This window comes from Pseudoalteromonas sp. MMG033, assembly GCF_057197785.1.
Window position 1 is genome coordinate 1,810,876 of sequence record NZ_CM170070.1, and the last position, 22,146, is coordinate 1,833,021.

Sequence of the window (22,146 nt, forward strand, 5' to 3'; positions counted from 1 at the left end):
TTAGCAAGTTATTCAATTTCATTTATTAGGATCCAAAAATATTATGCCTCAGATCCCAGAAAACCCTTTAATTTTGGTGGATGGTTCTTCCTATTTATTCCGCGCTTATCATGCGCCACCGCATTTAACAAATTCTCAGGGGGAAGCCACTGGCGCAATCTATGGGGTAATCAATATGCTTAAGAGCTTGCTTAAGCAATTTGATCCTAGCCACATGGTGGTGATATTTGATGCTAAAGGGCCAACGTTCAGAAATGACATGTATTCTGAGTACAAGGCTAATCGCCCGCCGATGCCCGATGACTTGCGCACGCAGATTGAGCCAATTCATGAGATCATAAAAGCAATGGGCCTGCCACTGGTGAGTATTGCTGGGGTCGAAGCGGATGACGTAATTGGTACTTTCTCTCGTATTGCTTCTGAACAAAAGCGCCATGTTTTGATCAGTACTGGCGATAAAGACATGGCTCAGTTAGTTAATGAGCATGTGACGTTAATCAATACGATGACGGATACGGTTTTAGATCCGGCAGGCGTGGTGGATAAGTTTGGTATCGGTCCTGAGTTGATCATTGACTTCCTTGCCTTGATGGGTGACAAGGTCGATAACATTCCAGGCGTGCCGGGCGTTGGTGAAAAAACGGCGTTGGCAATGTTACAGGGCCTAGGCTCAATTACCACGCTTTACGATAACCTAGATGAAATAGCACCACTTGGTTTTCGTGGTTCAAAAAGCATGGCGAAAAAGCTAGAAGAGCATAAAGCTCAGCTTGAGCTTTCATATGAGCTGGCGACCATCAAACTTGATTGTGATGTTGAAGAAGATCTCGATACATTCAAGATCCAACCGATGGACAAAGATCGATTGGTTGAGTTATATGGTCAATGTGAGTTCAAGCGTTGGTTGAGTGAACTGCTCGATGGTAAGTCAGCAGCGGATAGCAAAGCGCCAGCTGCTGTCGAAGCGCAACAGCCCGAGATCAAAGGCAACTATGAAACAATTTTAACGGTTGAACAGTTAAACGTTTGGGTGGAAAAGCTCAAGAGCGCCGATGTTTTTGCCTTTGACACTGAAACGACCAGTCTAGATTACATGCAGGCTGACTTGGTGGGTATGAGCTTCGCGGTTGAAGCTGGTGAAGCGGCGTATTTACCTTTAACGCACGACTATATGGGGGCGCCTGAACAGTTAGATAAAGGCTTGGTGTTTGAACATTTACAGCCGATCTTAGAAGATGAAAGCATTAAAAAAGTAGGGCAAAATTTAAAGTATGATAAAAGCGTACTGGCCCGTGCGGGTATTATATTAAATGGCATCGCATTTGATACTATGCTTGAGTCTTATGTCTTTAACAGTGTGGGTACCAGACATGATATGGACTCATTGGCACTGAAGTATTTAGGCCACAAAAATATCAGTTTTGAAGATATTGCCGGCAAGGGTAAAAAGCAGCTTACATTCAACCAAATAGAGCTTGATAAAGCGGCACCTTATGCAGCTGAAGATGCCGATATTACGCTTCGTTTGCATCAGCATTTATGGCCGTTACTAGAAAAAGAGTCGAGTCTAGTGGGTGTGTTTAAGGATATTGAATTGCCATTAATTAATGTTCTTTCTGATATGGAGCGAACGGGCGTTCAAATTAACAGCACCATGCTAGGTGAACAAAGCTTAGAAATTGAAAAGCGCTTAGTAGAGCTAGAACAAGAAGCATATACCTTGGCTGAAGAAGAGTTTAACTTAAGCTCCACAAAGCAGTTACAAGCGATTTTGTTTGAAAAGCTTGGTCTGCCAATTTTGAAGAAAACACCAAAAGGTGCACCTTCTACCGCTGAGGAAGTGCTACAGGAATTAGCACATGATTATCCTTTGCCAAAGCTCATCATCGAACATCGCGGCTTGGCAAAGTTGAAGTCGACCTATACAGACAAATTACCAAAGCTGGTTAACGCGGATACGCAACGTGTACACACTTCATATCATCAAGCTGTGACTGCAACAGGTCGTTTAAGCTCCAGCGATCCGAACTTGCAAAACATTCCAATTCGTAATGAAGCAGGGCGCCGGATCCGCCAAGCATTTGTTGCAGATCAAGGGCATGTGATTTTAGCAGCCGACTACAGCCAAATTGAGCTGAGAATTATGGCGCATTTATCTCAGGATAAAGGTTTGTTAAGCGCATTTGCGCAAGGCAAAGATGTACATAGTGCAACGGCTTCAGAAGTATTTTCAGTGCCACTTGAAGAAGTGACTTCGGATATGCGTCGCAAAGCCAAAGCGGTAAACTTTGGCTTGATCTATGGTATGAGTGCATTTGGCCTTGCGCGCCAGCTAGATATTCCACGTAATGAAGCTCAGCATTACATGGATAAATACTTTGAGCGTTTCCCGGGTGTTTTAGAGTATATGGAGAGCACGCGTGAAAAGGCGGCTGAGCAAGGGTATGTTGAGACGTTGTTTGGTCGTCGTCTTTATTTACCTGATATTAAGGCGCGTAATGGTGCGCGTCGTAAAGCGGCTGAACGTGCGGCAATCAATGCTCCAATGCAGGGAACCGCTGCTGATATCATTAAAAAAGCCATGATCAAAGTACATCAGTGGTTGCAAACACATAGCCAAGATGAAATTAAGCTATTAATGCAAGTACACGATGAATTGGTTTTTGAGATCAATGCCGATAAGGTTGATGAATTTAGCGAGAAAATTTGTAGTTTAATGAGCGAAGCTGCGCAATTAGATGTGCCGCTTGTGGTGGAAGCCGATCACGGTGAAAACTGGGAACAAGCTCATTAATTAACTGCTTTTTGGCGTTTATACATAAAAGCATGGCCTAGCCATGCTTTTTTATTTTCCTTGCATCAAACACGCTCTGTGTCCCGAATTAGCTGGCTTGGTGTAAAGCTAACGTAAAAAATATCACCTCTTTGTTTAATATTTATCAAATTGGCTCGTTATTTGCTTTGTGCTGTTTATTTCTAGATGGCTATTTGCTAAAGTTCGCGGCGTCCTCATCCTGTAGGACATCCTGTTGATGATGTATCTCTCGAAAGAGGATACTGTGTATTGATAGCTTCTCCCCAGATTGCTATAACGGCTCGTAAAAGGTTTATACGAGCCGGTTTTTCTCTTCGTAATAATATCTGACAGCCTTTTAAAAGTTCGCCATATCAAATATTGAACAACGGGTGTAAATCTAACTCTCTCCATATTTATTTGTTAAGATGTGAAAAACTTTACAAATAGGAATATGTCATGCTTAAGCCTTTTCTTGTTGGTAGCTTATGCTTAATGTCTCAAGCGGTGTCCGCTTGGCAGCTAAATAATGAGCTGAGTGATCTGAGCTTCACCTCTATAAAATTAAATAGCGTCGCTGAAAATCATCATTTCACATCATTATCTGGCGAGATCACTGAGTCAGGCCAGTTGAGTATAGAAATTGATTTAAGCAGTATTGAGTCTTTGATCCCAATCAGAAATGAGCGCATGAAAAAAGTGCTTTTTGATGTTTCTCAATATCAAACAGCGACCATTAAGGCTGACATCAAGCCATGGTTATCCCAGCTCAATACGGGTCCTCAAGTGCTCAAAGCAGTGCCAGTTACGCTTAATTTGCATGGTAAAAGCTTGGTGTTAAAGCTGGATCTTATGGTGAACAAACAGACTAAAACATTGCAAGTATCACCACTGCGTGCAGTACTGATTAACAGCCGTGATTTTGACCTGGCAGATGGGGTTGAGGCTTTACGCAAATTGGCAGGTTTAACTAGCATCGCACAAACTGTCCCTGTGACATTTAATTTGGTTTTTCATGATAGATAAACTGGAACAGTTAATAGCGCACTATGTGTCTGCACATTCACCGACTGAGCATTGGCAAGCTGGTGAGTGCGGTGTAGGCACATTTTTAATTGATGGCGCAGGACGTTGGTTTCATCAAGGGGATGAGATCAAACGCCTTGCATTGGTGCGCTTATTTGCCAGTGTGCTCAGTTGTGAGCAGGGTGAATATACTCTGAAAACGCCGTCTGAAACATGTACAGTCACTGTAGAGGAAAGCCCATTTATTATTGTCGCTTGGCATGTGTCTGAGGTTGCTCAGCAATATGACCTTGAGCCAACGATTATCTGCGAAGATAATTTGGGTAGGCTGTGGCCTATTTGTAAGGCATTTCCCTTGTACATGGCAGATTATAAAGGCCTGCAAGTCCCGCATTTACAGCTAAATTATGGGTTGTGCGCGCGAATTGAGCGCAATGTCTATTATCAATGGGCAGAGATTGCGAAGTACAATGAGCAACGACAGTCGATGACATTGGACTCCGCAGGACAGGCGTATGAGCTAACCTAGTCGTTTGGCGCGTTATCGTCCGCTTCTTCTTTTATATAAGGTCCTAGGAACCAATCATCGAGCTGCCATGCAAGCTCTTTTAGTCCAAGTCCTTTTAGCGATGAAAAGGCATGCACAGTGATATCGCCGTCTAGTTCAGAAAGGGCTTTTCGTACTTGTAAAACTTCGGCTTTGCGTTTGCCTTGCTTTAATTTGTCCGCTTTTGTCAGCAGTGCAAGTACCGGAATATTACTTCCTACAGCCCAATTGATGAGATCCATATCTAAATCTTTCATAGGGTGGCGGATATCCATTAAAACCACAATACCTTTTAGGCTCTGTCTTTTTTGCAAATATTCGCCCAGAGATTTCTGCCATTTTTTCTTCATCTCAATGGGGACTTTAGCAAAACCGTAACCAGGTAAGTCAATTAGGCGCTTGTCTTCATCCAGAGCAAAGGTATTGATCAACTGAGTACGGCCAGGGGTTTTACTGGTGCGTGCCAATTTTTGATCTGTCAATGTATTCAAAGCACTAGACTTGCCAGCGTTAGAACGCCCGGCAAATGCGACCTCTATGCCACTGTCTGCAGGTAGGCGGGTAATATCAGGTGCGCTGGTGATGAAAGTAGCGCGGTTATATGGCATACGAGATTTTAACACTCTAACTCCTAGGCGGATTGCTTGATTCTTTAATTCATACCTATTTTATTACATCTGGCACACAATGCAAAAGCTGAGAAAGTCGACAATTTTTAGCAGCGTCAAGAGAATTTCTGGACTAAGTTTAATCTATGTCAATTACCTATAAATTAGCAGTTTTATAATAGCCACTAAGCATGGCGGGGCTTTTTTTATCGTGTAGTATCTAAATATTACAAGGTAAAGCAACAAACATTGAGCGTCACTTAATAAATTTAAGTCAATGTGCACAGATTAGTATCTGTTTATGTCGGTGAAATTTAGCGTATTTCATTTAAGCAGATAGTTACAGGGTCGGAACAGAGAATTTACCATGAAAAAAATAGCATTATCTTTAACTATGCTGCTTGGCACGCTGTCATTCAACAGCGCAGTAGCATTCGATGGGGACGCCGAAGCTGGTAAGGCTAAAGCGGCAACGTGTGCAGCATGTCATGGACCAAATGGCAACGCCCCTGTAACCATGTATCCAAAAATTGCAGGTCAGCATGCTGATTACATGTATAAACAGCTCAAAGAGTTTAAATTGGGTATGACATCAGGTGGTGCTAAAGGCCGTATGGATCCGGTGATGAGTGGCATGGCCATGCCACTGTCTGATCAAGATATGAAGGATTTGTCAGCCTACTTTGCAAGTATGCCGATGAGTGCAGGTACAACCCCTGAAGATGTAGTTCAGACTGGTCAAAAGCTATATCGAGCGGGTGATGCTGAGCGAGGGATCCCTTCGTGTATGGCATGCCATGGTCCAAGAGGTAATGGAACATCGTTAGCGCAATTCCCGAAAATTTCGTTTCAACACCCTGAATATATTAAGGCACAGCTTATTAAGTTCCGTGATGGCACTCGGGGCAACGATGCAAATGGCATGATGAGAGATATCGCCGCAAAATTGACAGACAAAGATATTGAAATTTTGTCAAAGTATTTGGGCGGTTTGCACTAAAGTCGTATTTGGTTTTACGTGATATAACGTAAACTTTTATTATTGAAAAAGGCAACGCGATCGTTGCCTTTTTTTGATCTGTACCTTGTAAGATATATCTTACTTTTATTGTGAGATAGTAGCGTTCCTAATTTGTAGGACTTAACGCAAATTAAATATGTGTTTTTTTGTAAGTCTATGTATTTATTTTGTTTTTAATTTATCTTCTGTTACTTAGGTAATAATTTTGTTATTGATTAGTTGTAACTGTTTAAAATAAGCGTAGATTAATCCCTGTCGTCAAGACAACATAAAAACAGGGACAATTCGTAACGGAAGCGTAGACGGCAAGATTAAGTATTCATTTGAATACAATTAAACAAGGATGAATACAAAAGCGTCAGGAAGACCGAAAATAAAAAAAGCAATGGAAGTTTGATAACAAAAACAATATGGATAGCACCACGGAAGTAACAATAAAAACAAAATGGATGATAAATAATAAGAAAAATAAAGACTAAAAGTCGAAGGGAGAAGTGTCCGGATTGAGACGCTCAGATTAGCAGGCGGTAGAGAGTAATCTCTGCCGTCTTTTTATTTGTACACTTTTTAATTGCTGTTACAATACTCCTTTTAAGCAGGTTTGGTTCATCATCTTTGCAAAATCCACAAACGCTTCAATGTGGCCTCTGTGAATCAGAGTCGCTAGAACACTATCATCGGGACAAATTTCGTGATTATTGGCAGTGTCCGCACTGTAAGTTAGTCAGTGTCGCGCCATGCGACAGGTTATCTCCGCAAGAAGAAAAAGCCATTTATGATAGTCATGAAAATGATCTACATGATATGGGTTATCGTCGCTTTCTTTCGCGGGTATTCGAACCGATTAACGCGCGTTTGCAAAATCATCAACAAGGGCTTGATTTTGGTTGTGGTCCAGGGCCTTTATTGGCCAAGATGTTTCAAGAAGCGGGGCACTCAGTCGCCTTATATGATTTATATTATGCAAATACCCCAGCGGTTTTAAATGCGCAATATGATTTCATCACATGCACAGAAGTGATTGAGCATATAGCGCAGCCTAAAGCGGTATTTGAACAGCTAGTGGCGATGCTGAAGCCTCAAGCTCCCCTTGCAATGATGACCAAGCTTGTCATAGATCCAACACGTTTTGCATCTTGGCATTATAAAAATGACCAAACACATATTTCATTTTTTAGTCGCGAAACGTTTGAGTATGTAGCAAAGCAATTTGGCACCAAGCTAGAGTTTATTGGGAATGACGTGATCATTCTAAGTAAACAATAGTCGGTTAAAGTAGATGGTAGAGAAGCATGACTAGAAAGAAGAAATCACGCAAATTAGGTGAAAACGGCACACCGAGATTAAGTAAGGAAAAGCTTCGTGAATTGCGTGCTATGAAAGAGCAACGCACAAAAAAGAATAAAGGGAATAAAGCGGGATCTCGAAATGCCCAAGAAGCCAAGATTGAGGTGAAATCTCAAACTGGAACGCAAACAGATCCGCGTGCAGGCAGTAAGAAGAAAATCGCACTGACGCCTGAAGTGCAAACACCTAAGGCTGAGCCGCAGATGAAACGTCATCTGACGCCACAAGCGACACTCAGCAAGGCGAATGAGCCAGAGCTAACGCTAGAGCAAGAGCTGCAGCAGTTAGAAAATGATGAGCGCTTAATGAAGCTCTTAGAGCGCCATGAACGTGGAGAACTATTGACAGGTAAAGATGCTAAGTTCTTTAATCGCGCGATCGCTCGTCACCAAGAGTTATGCGAAATTCTTGGTATAGATGATGAGTTTGAAGAAGAAGATATGATTGAAGCTGATCCATTAGCTGATTTTGTCAGTAATGATCTGGCGGATGAGTGGTTAGATGATGACGAGGATGAGCGATGAGCACGATTTGGGTGGTCGCATTAGTCGTTGGTGCTTTAATTGTCGCAGGTCTGGCTTTTTATGCAGGTAAATTACTGTGGCAGCTAAAAGTTCAAAAGGACACGATTGCTAAATTGAAAGAAGAGCAGGCGAAGAAGCTGGAAAAATCCAGACAAGAGCGCAATGGCAAATTGGCAGATAGCATAAATTTGATTGCAAAAGCGATGAAGCAAAAGCAGTGTGAGTACTCCGAAGGGTGTTTACGTGTCTGGGTGTTGATCTCTCAGTACAGTTTTGATTCAGAAGTTGCTTTAGAAAAGACCTATCCAGGTGTTTTTGAAATGTATGATGAAGTCAAAGAAATGCCGACGCACGATGCTCGCAAAAAGTATTCAAAAAAGGAAATCTTCAAAATGGATACTCAGCGTTGGCGCGCTGAAGAGCGACTTGAGGCACAAATATTGAGAGATTGCGACAAACTACTAGAAGAGTTTAAAGCTTTACCTGGTAGCGAAAACGTAGTGTTTCAATAATTACACATAACAGCTGGGCTAACTGCGCCCAGCTGAGTTTGGCGCTTATGCTGTTTTGCAAGTATTTTGCTGACCGACTGAGAAATCGGTATCAGGTGATTGGAAAACTGCACCGCCAGCAATTTGTTTGGTTTTTTGTGTATTGATAGCGTGCTCAGTAGATAAATTCTTGATGCGTTTCTTTTTGATTGTGAATTTCATTTTTCTTCCTTATTGTTTTAAAGCTCCTCTATACTATTTTCCTTTTCCTTCAGTTGTCTAGTGTTATATGTAACAGCGTATGTGCAAAGCTCTCTAAGCAGATTTTTTGTCGTTGGAGAGGTTATGCCAGTGACTTTACAAATTGTGTTATCATGCACGGCCAATCGCAGAGCGTGGGCCATTGTTACCATGGTGGCAGTGAAGTAGTACTTTGAATTTGATGTAGTAAGTAAAATGGTGAGTCTTAAAAGTTTAGAGGTAAAGACGGAATGATATTAATGATAGACAACTATGATTCGTTCACGTTTAACCTAGTCCAGTATTTTCAAAAGTTAGATCAAGATGTGCTTGTTAAGCGCAATGACGAAGTGTCTATTGCCCAGATAAAGCAGCTAAACCCGGCACATATCGTGATTTCCCCAGGCCCTTGTAGCCCGAATGAAGCCGGGATATCTTTGCAAGTTGTACAACAGTTAAAAGGACAGTTTCCGATTTTAGGTGTGTGTCTGGGTCATCAAACTATTGCACAAGCAATGGGAGCTGGAGTGCACAAGGCAAAGTCTGTAATGCACGGTAAAGTGTCACAGATCCACCACTCAGATCACGGGATGTTTAAGGGGCTACCACGTCAGTTTAATGTCTGTCGATATCACTCTTTGGCCGTGGATGCAGAGACGTTACCAAACAATTTAGAGATTACTGCTTGGACGCAAAGCGACTCTAATGAACTAGATGAAATAATGGGCTTGTGTCATACTGACCTCGCATTGGAAGGCGTGCAATTTCACCCTGAAGCAATCTTAACCGAGTATGGCTTAAGACTACTTGATAACTTTATTGCTCGCTTCTAACCTTTAAAGAGCTTTCTTTTAATATACCGAAAAAGATTATAATTGATGACACAAAATATTAGGCAGTCGCACATTGCTCAAGCCATCGCTCAGCGTGCACATGACGTTCTAATTAGCCATAACTTTGCACAGCAGCAGATAGGTTATATCCATACATTTGACATGAACTTTGGGGAATCTATCCCCCAACGTACTATGCTCGAAGTTGAGTTGGCAGCGGCTGCTAAACGTCAAGAAAAAAGCACCAGTCATCATAAATATATCGCTAAGGCGAGTAACCACCTGCATCAAGTGATTGAAAGTGGTATAGAAACTCAATTAAGTGACCTAGACTCGATTTATGCTGATGTGGTTGGCATACAAGATGCCGTGCCAACCGTTTTAGATATTTTAGCCGTTAAATCTGCCTCAGTAGGGCGTTTGGAGCCATTAGTTAATGACTTATCATGGCTTGGTCGGGACTTGGTTTCTCTGGTGAACTTACCTCAGTACCGCAAAGTAAACAGTAAAGGGACGTCTGTAAAAGTGGATACGCCAGCATTGGCGCTGCGTTATCTCGGTCTGGAAAATTTACAGATGGTGATCCCAACATTTGCCGTACGTCATTGGATGCCACATTCAACGGAGCCGTTTCCACTCCTAAAAAGAAAGCTCAGAGATGTGAGTATGGCCAGTGCCATAGCAGCAAAAGCATTGGCACCTCTATATGACGTCAAAGAGCAACATGCTTTTACGCTGGGTATGTTACTTGATTTGGGTAAAATTGCCCTGACACGTTTATATTTGCGAACTTATGAGCGTGTTTGGCAAGGGAAAGTTAAAATTGCCAGAGATAAAAGCCAAAAAGACTTACATACTGCGTTGTTAGAGTTAGGGCCAGATCCGCTATTTTTACGTAACTTGTTACTTGAGCATGCACCAGTGGTTTCCCAGCGCCTCATCGAGCAGATGTCATTTAAGTACTTGCCATTTAATGCCGCTATGTCGGAATTCGCGCAAAGTTATCTGCCAAATGTGAATAATAACCCAGCCGAGTTACTACCATTAACACAGGTACTGAAAAAAGCGTATGGCTATGCACAATATCAGCTTTTAAAAGACAGTCATTTAATTGAGCAGGATGAGGCTAAAGATTGGTTTACCTATCTGGGTCTAACCGCTCAAGAAGAAAAATTGTTGGCCAAAACATCATTACAAAGCCTCCAACTGACAATTTTGTAAAAAAACTGGAAATTTTTTCACGCTTATTCATTCATTCGCCCCATTGCCAAGGATCGACTAAAATCCTTGTATGATGGGGGCGTATCCAATCACGACGTTAATAGTTATTCACTGTTCTTGAAAGAATATATTAAAGCCTTGAATATCAAGGGTTACAGGAGTGTTTTATATGAGACATTCCGGTATTTTTTTGGAATAATGTGCGTATGAAATTTGCGCCGATTTGGGTAATTTCGGATCTTTTACAGTGTTGCTGAAGGTAATTCTTTGTAATTCCGATCGCCCATGTGTCAGTGCTGAACTCGCTAAAATGAGGATTTAAAATGACTATTAATCGTGAATTATTCGATCAAGTAATGGTACCTAACTATTCACCTTCTGCTGTTATCCCTGTAAAAGGTGAAGGTTCTCGCGTTTGGGACCAAGAAGGTCGTGAATACATCGATTTCGCAGGTGGTATCGCTGTAAACTGTTTGGGTCATTGTCACCCTGCGCTTGTTGCTGCATTAAAAGAGCAAGGCGAAAAAATCTGGCACTTATCAAATGTCATGACCAATGAACCAGCACTTAGATTGGCTAAAAAACTCACTGATGCAACATTTGCAGATAAAGTTTACTTTGCAAACTCTGGTGCAGAAGCGAATGAAGCGGCACTTAAACTTGCTCGTCGTTGGGCACTAGATAAGTTTGGCGCTGAAAAATCACAAATTATTGCATTTAACAAAGGTTTCCATGGCCGTACTTTCTTTACGGTTACTGTAGGTGGTCAAGCTGCATACTCTGATGGCTTTGGTCCAAAGCCAGGCGATGTTGTTCACTGTGACTATAATGACCTAGCTGCATTCGAAGCGCTTATCTCTGACAAGACCTGTGCTGTAATGATGGAACCTTTACAAGGTGAAGGTGGTATCGTTTCACCTGAGAATGAATTTGCTAAGGGCGTTCGTGAGTTGTGTGACAAGCACAATGCACTGCTTATTTTTGATGAAGTGCAAACGGGTGTTGGTCGTACAGGTGAGCTATATGCATACCAAGGTCTAGGTGTGACACCTGACATCTTAACGACAGCAAAAGCGCTTGGTGGCGGTTTCCCTATCGGTGGCATGATCACGACAACTGAAATTGCACAGCACCTTAAAATTGGTACTCATGGTTCAACATACGGTGGTAACCCACTGGCTTGTGCTGTTGCAGAAGCGGCATTCGATACAGTTAATACACCTGAAGTATTAAATGGCGTAAAAGAAAAAGAAGCGCTTTTCCGTGAGTTACTAACTGCAATCAATGACAAGTACAACGTATTCTCTGAAATTCGTGGTAAAGGCTTATTGATCGGTGGTGTTGTCACTGAGCAATACGCTGGTAAAGCAAAAGAGTTCTTAACTGAAGGTGTTAAAGAAGGCGTTATGTCACTGGTTGCTGGTGCTAACGTAGTGCGCTTTACACCATCGCTTGTTATTACTGATGCGGACATCCGCGAAGGTATGGCACGCTTTGAAAAAGCAGTTGCTCGCGTTGTAGAAAATAACGCATAAGTTGTCGCACAAACCAAGCGATAACCAACGTGACGCTCGATAGAGCGTCACCTGTCTAAAGGTTTACTGAGGAGTAAGCGGGCTCATGATGATCCTTCGCCCAATCCAAAAAAGCGATTATCCAGCGCTTTTGAACATTGCCCAAGAGTCGGGGCATGGTTTTACTTCATTACCTCTAAATGAAGAGTTGTTACAAAACAAAATTGAACGTTCTATGACGTCTTTTGCCAAAGAAACTGATGTGCCTTTTGATGAAGGTTACCTGTTTGTGCTTGAAGACTCAGAGACGGGCGAAGTTGTCGGAACCAGTGCGATTGAAGCAGCAGTGGGATTAGATGACGCGTTTTATCACTATCATTTAAGTAAAGTTATCCATTCTTCTCGCACTTTAAATGTTTACAAAGCAGTGGATATTCTGACGCTGTGTAATGACTATACCGGTGCGACTGAACTATGTACTTTATTCTTAAAAGATAAGTACCGTAAAGGCTTCAATGGCAAGCTTTTATCTAAATCTCGTTTTATGTTTATCAATCAACATAAATCACGCTTTGCAGAAACTGTCATTGCAGAAATGCGTGGTGTATCTGATGAAAATGGCAGCAGCCCATTTTGGAAGTGGTTGGAAGAGCACTTCTTCTCAATGGATTTCCCAACAGCAGATTACTTAACGGGTATTGGCCAGAAAGTATTTATTGCAGAGCTGATGCCAAAATACCCGATCTATGTAAACTTGCTAAGTGAAGAAGCGCAGGCTGTGGTTGGTGAAGTACATGACAATACACGCCCTGCTATCGAATTGCTGAAAAGCGAAGGCTTCACGTTTAACGGGTATGTTGATATTTTTGATGCGGGTCCAACGGTAGAGGCGAAAGTCGATAATATTCGTACTATTCGTGCAACGCAGTTCTTTAAGGTGCGTGTTGCTGAAAATGTACCAGCGCAGACAAATGGTTCCCCAGTGCTTATTGCTAATGATAAACTAGCAGGCTATCGTGCTACGGCAGTTGAGCTTGATGTGCCGCAAAGTGGTGAAGAAATCACCATTTCGGCTGAATTGGCAAATGCGCTTCAGGTGACTGAAGGCGACACTGTAAGCATCGCAACTCTTTAATTGGGAAAGAATTATGACAACACATGCAGCACAATTTATCAATGGTAAATGGTCAGCGGGTGAAGGTGCAGAGTTTGCATCTGTAAACCCAGCAAACAATGAACAGATCTGGTCAGCAAACGCAGCAACTGCTGACCAGGTTGATAGTGCAGTAAAATCAGCACGCGAAGCTTATTACCTGTGGAGCGACTTGAGCGTTGAAGCACGTTTAGATGTCGTTAAACGTTTTGCTGAGGTTTTGAAAGAGCACAGCGAAGAGCTTGCAATCGCAATTGCCAAAGAAACAGGTAAGCCACTTTGGGAAACGCGTACTGAAGCAGGTGCAATGGTTGGTAAGATTGCCATTTCAGAAAAAGCTTATAATGAGCGTACCGGTGTAGTAGAAAATGCAATGCCTGTAGGTCGTGCTGTTATTCGCCATAAAGCACATGGGGTTGTTGCGGTATTTGGCCCTTATAACTTCCCTGGCCACTTGCCTAATGGTCACATTGTACCTGCGCTTATTGCTGGTAACACTGTGGTATTTAAGCCGTCTGAATTAACGCCATATGTCGCTGAGCTGACATTAAAGCTTTGGGAAAAAGCAGGCCTACCAGCTGGTGTTATTAACCTAGTACAAGGTGAAGTGGATACAGGTAAAGCACTTGCATCACACAGAGGTATCGATGGTCTATTCTTTACGGGTTCATCTCGCACAGGTCACTTCCTGCATGAGCAATTTGCCGGCCAACCTGGCAAAATCTTAGCGCTTGAGATGGGTGGTAATAACCCATTAATCGTTACAGACGTGACAGACACTAAAGCCGTTGTGCACGATATTATCCAGTCTGCATTTATCTCAAGCGGTCAGCGCTGTACCTGTGCACGTAAACTGTTTTTGCCTCACGGTGAGCAGGGCGATGCAATTCTAGCGCAGCTATTACGTGCAACGAAAGCGATTAAGATTGGTAACTTTGACGATGCTGATCAGCCTTTCATGGGCTCTATGATTTCTGAAGCGGCGGCGGCTGGTATGGTTGCAGCACAGCAGCAACTTATCGACCTTGGCGCAGAAAGCTTACTTGAGCTGACGCATACAGCGGGTACTGGCTTTGTTACACCTGGCATCATCGAATGTACTAAGGTTGCTGACTTCCCTGATGATGAACACTTCGGTCCGCTACTGAAAGTATTCCGTTACACTGACTTTGACGCGGCTATTGAGCTTGCGAATGATACCAGCTTTGGTTTATCAGCAGGTCTATTAAGTGACAATGAAGCAGATTATGACCATTTCTTACGTCGTATTCGTGCGGGTATTGTTAACTGGAACCGCCCAATCACGGGTGCATCAAGTGCCGCACCATTTGGTGGTATTGGCGCATCTGGTAATCACAGAGCAAGTGCATATTATGCAGCAGATTACTGTGCATACCCAGTTGCTTCTGTTGAACTTGAAAAAGTTACATTACCAGGAAGCTTGAGTCCAGGCCTATCATTAGATTAAAATTACCTGCATTAGGTAATTCACAACATGGCTAAATGCAATGTTGTGATGCGGAGATTAAGTCTCACGCTTTATTCTTAAAAAGCAGCATTTGCTGCTTTTTTTATTTTTCAGGGTCGCTCAAAAGTAGCAATCAGATCGAGTTTCTGCTTAAATCAATAGGAGATGTCATTGGTAAACTCAGGTGGGCAATATATGGTTTTAGATAAACAAGGATATGATGAGTTAGTCATGTATCTGACACAAAATTTAGCCTTGTTTGAAAAGCCGGGTGTGGTAAAGCCGAATGCACCTAAGGTCGTTGAATTAATTGAAGACGTTATCGCTGAACATGTGATCCGTTTGTGTGAACAGCACACGGGCTTATCAACTGAGCAGCGCGGCTTGATCGTACGTGAAGTTGATGGCATTGTGTACGACCTGCAGGAAGTGTTATCAAGTGTTGTTGATCAACGTGTAACAGAAGAACAACAAGAGTTTATCGAAGAGTTTGCTGGTTTGGTTAAAAATTTATTTGATTCTGCCATTCAGTAAACTGGAATAGATTTATATTTTTAATAGCACCGCCTTATGGCGGTGTTATTGGTTTTAGAAGGTGTACTATGCAAGCAAGTGTAAAATGGGTAGGTGGTGATACATTTTTAGGCCGTTCTCACTCTGGTCATAATGTGGTATTTGATGCAGGGGCTGACAGTGCAGCGCCTAGTCCGATGGAAATGGTATTAATGTCGGCGGGCAGTTGCGCATCAGTGGATGTCGTCAGCATTCTTAAGAAGGCAAAGCAATCTGTTGAGAGTGTGGAAGTCAAACTTTCTGCAGAGCGTGCAGAGTCTGCGCCTAGAGTATTCACCAAAATCAATCTACACTTTGTAGTTACGGGTGACAATGTGTCTGAAAAGCACCTTGCTCGCGCCGTTAATTTGTCTGCCGAAAAGTACTGCTCAGTTGCCTTAATGCTTGAAAAAGCAGTGGAAATTACGCATACCCACGAGGTTGTACAAAGCGAAGAAAAATAACGCTTTTTAAGCTGTTACTTTTCGTATAAAATCCGCGAACTTTTAGTTCTGCAGCGCAGATTTTCTTGTTTTAAGGTGGGTCTATCGTGAACAAGCCCTTTAATAAAATTAAACTCCATGGCTTTAACAACTTAACAAAGAGTTTAAGCTTTAGTATCTACGATATTTGCTACGCCAAAACTGAGCAACAGCGAAAAGAATATATCGAATATATTGACGAGCAGTATAGTGCTGAGCGTTTAACGGATATTCTTAAGGAAGTTGTCGATATTATTGGTGCGAATGTCTTGAACATTGCTCGTCAAGATTATGACCCGCAGGGCGCCAGTGTGACTATCTTGGTATCTGAGGAGCCGGTAGAGGGGACAATGCCGCACTCTCAGGAAACACCTGGACCTTTACCTGATTCAGTTGTGGCCCATTTGGATAAAAGTCATATTTGTGTTCATACTTATCCTGAAGCGCATCCTCACGATGGGATCTGTACGTTTAGAGCGGACATTGAAGTCTCTACCTGTGGTATTATTTCTCCACTTAAAGCGCTGAATTTCTTAATTCACTCGCTTGAGTCAGATGTGGTGACCATTGACTACCGAGTTCGTGGCTTTACCCGTGATGTGAATGGTGTAAAACACTATATTGATCACCCAATTCACTCAATTCAGAACTTTATGACTGAAGACACAAAAGACGCTTACCAAATGGTCGACGTGAACGTGTATCAAGAGAACTTGTTCCACACTAAAATGATGCTTAAAGAAACCGATTTGAATACCTATCTATTCGGTATTACAACGGATGAGCTCACTGACGAGGAAGAAGAAGAGATCCGCAATAAATTAAATCGTGAAATTCAAGAAGTCTTTTACGGTAGAAATTTACCAGATCCAGAGTAAAGTCAAAGATAACAGTAAAAACGGCGCTTAAAGCGCCGTTTTTTATTACAGTGTATAGTTAAACGTTAAGCCATATACACGAGGCTCTGCATACTGCACATACGTATTCGTTGCCCAGCCATTCCTCGGATCATTACCAAATTGGAAGCCACGTACAGGTACGTCTCTATCTGCTAAGTTACGACCCCATGCTGTTAAGCTCCAGCTTTCACTGTAGTATGAAACACTGGCATTGATTAGGTTCTGGTTTGGTGCTTGAGCATCATGACTATCAGAGAAGAAGTAGTCATCTTTACCTTCAAACCCTAATTGTGCACTGATGTTGTTGGTAACGTCATAGACAAAGCTAAAGGCATATTGATACTTTGGTGACTGTGCTTGTTCTCGGCCATTAAAATCGTCGCCATTCACAGTAATGAAGTCCTCAATCTTGGTATCTAAATAGCCAACACTATATTGCAGTGACAGCGCATCAAGCAGTTGGCTGCTCCCCTCGATTTCAAGGCCATAATTTGTGCCCTTACCAGCATTGCTAATAAATCCGGCAAATTGCACGCCTTCTAATTGCCATTGCTTTAACTGCATGTCTTCTCTGTGCATATAAAATGCGCTGAGGTTTAAAGTATGGCGCTTGTTTTCAGATTGGCCTTTGACACCAAACTCAAGGTTCCAGAGGTACTCAGGGTCGAATGTGAAGCCTGATTGTGGGATTGTGATGCCATCATCTTTGGCTTTAGCAAGTGCTTCACCGTTCACACCGCCCACTTTGTAACCGCGATTTAAGCTGGTATAGATCATCGTTTGTGGTACAACTTGGTACTCAAGCGCAACCTTGCCGCCGACCATAGTATCATCTGTATCTAGATCGAATGCATTGCTGTCCATGTAATCACTTGAATATGACTCAACGCGAATACCTGTAATGAGCCTGACATCATCTTGTAGCTCTGTGACCTTGTGTGCAAATAAGGCATGGTTTTGTGTTTCAAAGTTAGATTTAAACTGTGCTGGTAGGTCACCATGTTTACCTCTGTTACGGTCTAAATCGACATCATGTCTGCGACTCACAATACCAACGACCCAAGATTTATCTTTACTTTTAATTCTTACTTCGGCCGAGCCTCTCTCATGGTCTCTCGCATACTTGTCAAAGTACTGACCATAGTAAGCGATATGATCTGGGTGAAGGCCAGCTTCACACAGTGACGGTTGTGCTAAGTCTGCACAAACCCAGTCTTCATCATAGCTGTATACGGTATCAGCTTGCAGACCACTGGTAAGTACTTCAATGTCGACAGTAGATAAACCTGTGTAGTCAGCGGTTAAAGAGAATGCATCACTTTGTTGTGTATCTTGACCAGGCTGGCTTGCAACACTTTGGCGTGTATTGTCTAAAGTAAAGCCATCATAGCCATTCTCAATATCAATGTGGTGATAGGCAAAGCCTAGGTTTAAATCGTCGCTCGCAGCATAGTTGAGTTTGAATCTTGCGATACTTTCATCTAAATCCTGAGTGTCTTCATTTAAATACACGTTTTCAACAAAGCCATCAGATTGCTTTTGATAAATACTGGCACGTGCGGCAATCGTGTCAGTCAGGCCTGCACCGACCGCAACGCCTGCTTCGTGTGTGCCGTAATTTGCAGCGCCTAATTTAAGGTTGAGGCTGGGCTCTTGGGTGGGTGAATTTGAGTGAATATCAATGATCCCACCCATGGCGTCTGCACCAAATTTAGTGCCTTGAGGGCCTCGATAAATGGCGACTTGATCCGCATCGAATAGCAACGCACTGCCACCTAGGCCAGAATAGTTAATGTTGTCGATTAAAACGCCCACACTGGGTGTGATTGGATCAACAAATTGTGAGCGTAGGCCAACCCCGCGAATTTGCACAAAGCGGCCACGAGAAGCACCCGCTGTAAAGTTTACATTGGCTGCGCTGTTGAGGATTTCATCTAAGTAGCTAGCGCCACGTGTAGTAATTTGCGTTTCACTAAAGACAGAGGCACTGGCACTTAATGTTTGTAGTGATTCTTGCTGAAAGTCTCCATTAACTTCAATGGTTTCAATATTATTTGTTGCTGTAGAGTTTGTCTCATTCGCTGAGCTAGAAAATGCCACCATCAGACCCATGGTGAGTAAAGAGAGTTTTAATTTCATTCGTTTATATATGTCCCGTGTTAGTTGCGCACTAGTTTAGCAAAAGCCCGACCAGATGACTGAAAAATTGTGTTATAAACTTTTGCAATCTAATTTGAGGACGAATGATGACGTTTAAAGTTGACTTTAAAGTAAGAGATTATGAGTGTGACCTGCAAGGGATCGTGAACAATAGTGTATATTTTAACTATTTAGAGCATGCGCGACATGAATTTTTAGCGCATAAAAATATCGATTTTGCAGCGTTGGCTGAGCAAAAAGTAAACTTGGTTGTGATCCGCTCTGAGATGAATTACAAAGATTCCCTTCGCCCAGGTGATGCATTTTATGTTGAAGTTGAAGTGGAGAAAGTCAGTAAACTGAAGTTTGCATTTCATCAAAAAGTATTAAGAAGCCGAGATGATAAGTTGATGTTGGATGCGATCGTAACAGGTACATCAGTCAATGAGCGCGGCCGTCCGTTCCTACCTCAGGAAATTGAGCAACTATTTTTGTAATTTTTAACAGGATAGGCAATTTATTACATATTTTTACTGCCTATTCTGTGCTGCCAAGCGTTATAATTAGCACTGATTATCAAACGATTGGTTTACCATGAAATATTCCTTTTTATTATGCTTGTTGAGTGTGGTTTTGATGGGATGCTCAAGTACAGGGACGGTAAACGCAGACACACTCAAATATTCAAGCTGGCAGTTTATATCTGATGATATGAACGTTAAAAATGACCCCATCCGTATCGAATTTTTAGATGCTTTTCGTGTTAATGGTTTTGCTGGTTGCAATCGCTTTTTTGGCCAAGCTGAAATCAAAGATGGACAATTATTTGTATCTAATATTGGTATGACTAGAAAGCTATGTGATGCAGCGACCAACGAGCGAGAGGATGCATTTTTAAACATGCTCCAAATTGGGGCGCCCATGCAATATACACAAAGTGAGTTGGTTTTAAGTTCGGACCTTGAATGGCGTTTTAAATTGGTTGAAGGTCGCTTTGACTAATGGGATGACATTCAGTAGACTTTGTCTCTATTCGTTACTTGTCGGAGTGCCCTTTTGGGCTGAGATCGCTGTATTGCGGGATCCGTGGACCTGATCAGGTTAATGCCTGCGTAGGGAACAAGCTGCCTTGATGGTTGTACCAAAGTGTATGGATGTTAAGGCTGCCAAGTTTGTTAGTGTCGTGCTAATAAATTTTTCCACCAACATCACTGTCTAGCTATGCTTTTTATACGGGTAGATAAGTGAACCCTATCTCTTCCTTTCGGAATTCTGACAAGACACCTTAACTAACAATGAGGCATGTCATGTCAAATAACAGTAGCAAGTTGTCACGTCGCGAGTCACGCGAAGCGGCTTCGGAATTTATCTATAACCTTAAAGGTCAACCCTTCCCTAATTCAAAGAAAATCTATGTAGATGGGGAGCAAGATGGTGTTCGTGTTGGAATGAGAGAGATCTCATTGAATGACTCTTTTGTTGGGGGCACAGAAGAAGAACCTATCTATGAAAAAAATGAGCCAGTTCGAGTGTATGATACATCTGGTCCCTATACAGATCCTGAGTTTACGTTAAACGTGCGTGAAGGTTTGCCAAAGTATAGAGAGAATTGGATCGTTAACCGTGACGATACGGAGCTGCTAGACTCAGTAACCTCGAAGTTTTCTCAGCAACGCATGGCGGATGAAGGTTTAGATCATATCCGCTTTGAAAACCTACCTAAGATACGCTGTGCAAAGCCGGGCAAAAACGTGACGCAAATGCACTATGCACGTCAGGGGATTATTACACCAGAAATGGAATTTGTTGCGATCCGTGAAAACATGGGCCGTGCAAAAATTCGTGAAGAGCTATTGGCAGAGCAGCATGAAGGTCAGTCTTTTGGAGCGGAGATCCCAGACTTTATCACACCTGAATTTGTACGTTCAGAAGTGGCGCGCGGTCGAGCAATAATTCCAAATAATATCAATCATCCAGAATCTGAACCTATGATTGTGGGTCGCAATTTTTTGGTAAAGGTGAATGCCAATATTGGTAACTCGTCTGTCACCTCATCAATTGAAGAAGAAGTAGAAAAGCTAGTATGGTCAACGCGCTGGGGCGCTGATACCGTGATGGATCTTTCTACAGGTCGTTACATCCATGAAACCCGTGAGTGGGTAGTACGTAACTCGCCAGTGCCAATCGGTACCGTGCCTATCTATCAAGCGCTTGAAAAGGTAAATGGGGTTGCAGAAGATCTTACATGGGAAATTTTCCGCGACACCTTAATTGAGCAAGCGGAGCAGGGCGTTGACTACTTCACCATCCATGCTGGCGTGCTTCTACGTTATGTACCTATGACGGCAAAACGTGTCACCGGTATTGTGTCACGTGGTGGTTCAATTATGGCGAAGTGGTGTCTTGCACATCATAAAGAAAACTTCCTCTATACGCACTTCGAAGACATCTGTGAAATTATGAAACAGTATGACGTCTGTTTCTCATTAGGTGATGGTCTGCGTCCAGGTTCCATTGCAGATGCCAATGATGACGCACAGTTATCTGAGTTACGCACATTGGGTGAGCTGACAAAAATCGCGTGGGAGCATGACGTACAGGTCTTTATTGAAGGCCCAGGTCACGTGCCAATGCACATGATAAAAGAGAATATGGATGAGCAATTAAAGCACTGTCATGAAGCGCCTTTCTATACACTTGGCCCACTGACAACGGATATTGCCCCAGGTTATGATCATTTCACTTCGGGTATCGGTGCTGCGCAGATCGCTTGGTACGGTACAGCGATGCTGTGTTATGTAACACCAAAAGAGCACTTGGGCTTACCGAACAAAGAGGATGTGAAAGAGGGGTTAATTACTTATAAGATTGCTGCACATGCTGCTGATTTGGCAAAAGGTCACCGTGGTGCACAGATCCGTGATAATGCGTTATCTAAAGCGCGCTTTGAATTCCGCTGGCACGATCAATTCAACTTGAGTCTTGACCCGGAAAGAGCCCTGTCTTACCACGATGAAACACTGCCACAAGAGTCAGGCAAGGTCGCACATTTCTGTTCAATGTGTGGACCTAAGTTCTGTTCAATGAAAATTACCCAAGATGTTCGTGACTATGCCAAAGAGCTAGAAGCGCGTGGTATTGACCCGAATAATGTGGGTGATGCGATTGAAATCAAAATGGTTGATGTTGAAGCTGAAATGAAAGCGAAATCAGAAGAGTTCAAGAGCACTGGCTCTGAGATCTATCACAAAGCTATTTAACTTTATAGCGCTGCAGTCTAGTGCTGT

At 42.6% G+C, this 22,146-nt stretch carries 21 protein-coding genes and 1 riboswitch; of the genes, 18 read left to right on the top strand and 3 right to left on the bottom strand.

Annotated elements, in window-relative coordinates; all coding sequences use genetic code 11:
• Positions 1-43: 43 nt before the first annotated feature.
• The 3 genes from polA (at position 44) to AC2CZC_RS07970 (ending at position 4,349) form a co-directional block, all read left to right on the top strand.
• Positions 44-2,794 (top strand): DNA polymerase I, encoded by a 2,751-nt coding sequence (gene polA / locus AC2CZC_RS07960; protein ID WP_484584417.1) that lies wholly within the window; start codon positions 44-46, stop codon positions 2,792-2,794.
• Between the two features lie 459 nt (positions 2,795-3,253).
• Positions 3,254-3,820, top strand: a complete 567-nt coding sequence (locus AC2CZC_RS07965) for a YceI family protein (protein WP_484584418.1) — start codon at positions 3,254-3,256, stop codon at positions 3,818-3,820.
• Positions 3,810-4,349 carry a DUF1285 domain-containing protein gene (locus AC2CZC_RS07970; RefSeq protein WP_484584419.1) on the top strand — a complete coding sequence of 180 codons (540 nt, stop codon included), beginning with the start codon at positions 3,810-3,812 and terminating at the stop codon, positions 4,347-4,349. Before AC2CZC_RS07965 ends, AC2CZC_RS07970 begins: the two co-directional genes overlap by 11 nt.
• Here the strand turns inward: AC2CZC_RS07970 and yihA are convergent.
• The gene (gene yihA, locus AC2CZC_RS07975; RefSeq protein WP_484584420.1) at positions 4,346-4,990 is read right to left on the bottom strand and encodes a ribosome biogenesis GTP-binding protein YihA/YsxC; all 645 of its coding nucleotides are present in this window, start codon (positions 4,988-4,990) and stop codon (positions 4,346-4,348) included. The two genes, AC2CZC_RS07970 and yihA, sit on opposite strands and share 4 nt — an antisense overlap.
• 352 nt (positions 4,991-5,342) lie before the next feature.
• Here yihA and AC2CZC_RS07980 point away from each other — a divergent pair, with 352 nt between their 5' ends.
• The 4 genes from AC2CZC_RS07980 to AC2CZC_RS07995 all read left to right on the top strand — a co-directional run bounded on the left by AC2CZC_RS07980 (position 5,343) and on the right by AC2CZC_RS07995 (position 8,379).
• The gene (locus AC2CZC_RS07980; RefSeq protein ID WP_237135626.1) at positions 5,343-5,975 is read left to right on the top strand and encodes a c-type cytochrome; all 633 of its coding nucleotides are present in this window, start codon (positions 5,343-5,345) and stop codon (positions 5,973-5,975) included.
• A 636-nt stretch (positions 5,976-6,611) separates the two neighbouring features.
• Complete coding sequence (locus AC2CZC_RS07985) at positions 6,612-7,262, top strand: class I SAM-dependent methyltransferase (RefSeq protein WP_484584421.1); 651 nt, start codon at positions 6,612-6,614, stop codon at positions 7,260-7,262.
• 26 nt (positions 7,263-7,288) lie between these two features.
• Entirely contained in the window at positions 7,289-7,867 is a 579-nt protein-coding gene (yihI, locus tag AC2CZC_RS07990; RefSeq protein ID WP_484584422.1) for a Der GTPase-activating protein YihI, read from the top strand.
• Entirely contained in the window at positions 7,864-8,379 is a 516-nt protein-coding gene (locus tag AC2CZC_RS07995; RefSeq protein ID WP_484584423.1) for a DUF2489 domain-containing protein, read from the top strand. The genes yihI and AC2CZC_RS07995 overlap by 4 nt, the downstream gene beginning before the upstream one ends.
• A gap of 45 nt (positions 8,380-8,424) precedes the next feature.
• Here AC2CZC_RS07995 and AC2CZC_RS08000 read toward each other — a convergent pair whose 3' ends face one another.
• The gene (locus AC2CZC_RS08000) at positions 8,425-8,580 is read right to left on the bottom strand and encodes a hypothetical protein (RefSeq protein WP_484584424.1); all 156 of its coding nucleotides are present in this window, start codon (positions 8,578-8,580) and stop codon (positions 8,425-8,427) included.
• Positions 8,581-8,849: 269 nt separating this feature from the next.
• Here AC2CZC_RS08000 and AC2CZC_RS08005 point away from each other — a divergent pair, with 269 nt between their 5' ends.
• From AC2CZC_RS08005 to speD, 8 genes are all read left to right on the top strand, one after another.
• On the top strand, positions 8,850-9,431 hold the full coding sequence (locus tag AC2CZC_RS08005) for an anthranilate synthase component II (RefSeq protein ID WP_484584425.1): 582 nt from the start codon (positions 8,850-8,852) through the stop codon (positions 9,429-9,431).
• A gap of 45 nt (positions 9,432-9,476) precedes the next feature.
• Positions 9,477-10,652, top strand: coding sequence for an HDOD domain-containing protein (locus AC2CZC_RS08010; RefSeq protein WP_484584426.1), 1,176 nt, complete (start codon positions 9,477-9,479; stop codon positions 10,650-10,652).
• A gap of 323 nt (positions 10,653-10,975) precedes the next feature.
• The gene (locus tag AC2CZC_RS08015; protein ID WP_484584427.1) at positions 10,976-12,187 is read left to right on the top strand and encodes an aspartate aminotransferase family protein; all 1,212 of its coding nucleotides are present in this window, start codon (positions 10,976-10,978) and stop codon (positions 12,185-12,187) included.
• An 85-nt stretch (positions 12,188-12,272) separates the two neighbouring features.
• Positions 12,273-13,301 (top strand): arginine N-succinyltransferase, encoded by a 1,029-nt coding sequence (gene astA, locus AC2CZC_RS08020; RefSeq protein WP_484584428.1) that lies wholly within the window; start codon positions 12,273-12,275, stop codon positions 13,299-13,301.
• A 13-nt stretch (positions 13,302-13,314) separates the two neighbouring features.
• Positions 13,315-14,787 (top strand): succinylglutamate-semialdehyde dehydrogenase, encoded by a 1,473-nt coding sequence (gene astD, locus AC2CZC_RS08025; RefSeq protein ID WP_484584429.1) that lies wholly within the window; start codon positions 13,315-13,317, stop codon positions 14,785-14,787.
• A gap of 195 nt (positions 14,788-14,982) precedes the next feature.
• Entirely contained in the window at positions 14,983-15,321 is a 339-nt protein-coding gene (locus AC2CZC_RS08030) for a DUF3802 family protein (RefSeq protein WP_187301397.1), read from the top strand.
• 68 nt (positions 15,322-15,389) lie between these two features.
• A complete protein-coding gene (locus AC2CZC_RS08035) occupies positions 15,390-15,803 on the top strand; it encodes an OsmC family protein (RefSeq protein ID WP_063368107.1) in 414 nt (137 codons plus the stop codon).
• 86 nt (positions 15,804-15,889) lie between these two features.
• Positions 15,890-16,699 (top strand): adenosylmethionine decarboxylase, encoded by an 810-nt coding sequence (gene speD, locus AC2CZC_RS08040; RefSeq protein WP_039607607.1) that lies wholly within the window; start codon positions 15,890-15,892, stop codon positions 16,697-16,699.
• Positions 16,700-16,744: 45 nt separating this feature from the next.
• Here the strand turns inward: speD and AC2CZC_RS08045 are convergent, their stop codons facing one another.
• The gene (locus AC2CZC_RS08045) at positions 16,745-18,859 is read right to left on the bottom strand and encodes a TonB-dependent receptor (protein ID WP_484584430.1); all 2,115 of its coding nucleotides are present in this window, start codon (positions 18,857-18,859) and stop codon (positions 16,745-16,747) included.
• A 107-nt stretch (positions 18,860-18,966) separates the two neighbouring features.
• Here AC2CZC_RS08045 and AC2CZC_RS08050 point away from each other — a divergent pair, with 107 nt between their 5' ends.
• The 3 genes from AC2CZC_RS08050 to thiC all read left to right on the top strand — a co-directional run bounded on the left by AC2CZC_RS08050 (position 18,967) and on the right by thiC (position 22,119).
• Positions 18,967-19,356 (top strand): acyl-CoA thioesterase, encoded by a 390-nt coding sequence (locus AC2CZC_RS08050; protein ID WP_484584863.1) that lies wholly within the window; start codon positions 18,967-18,969, stop codon positions 19,354-19,356.
• A 97-nt stretch (positions 19,357-19,453) separates the two neighbouring features.
• Positions 19,454-19,861: an META domain-containing protein gene (locus AC2CZC_RS08055; RefSeq protein WP_484584431.1), complete on the top strand. Its 408-nt coding sequence runs from the start codon at positions 19,454-19,456 to the stop codon at positions 19,859-19,861.
• Between the two features lie 32 nt (positions 19,862-19,893).
• A riboswitch (TPP riboswitch) is annotated at positions 19,894-19,995 on the top strand.
• A gap of 171 nt (positions 19,996-20,166) precedes the next feature.
• A complete protein-coding gene (thiC, locus tag AC2CZC_RS08060; RefSeq protein ID WP_484584432.1) occupies positions 20,167-22,119 on the top strand; it encodes a phosphomethylpyrimidine synthase ThiC in 1,953 nt (650 codons plus the stop codon).
• The last annotated feature ends 27 nt before the right edge of the window (positions 22,120-22,146 follow it).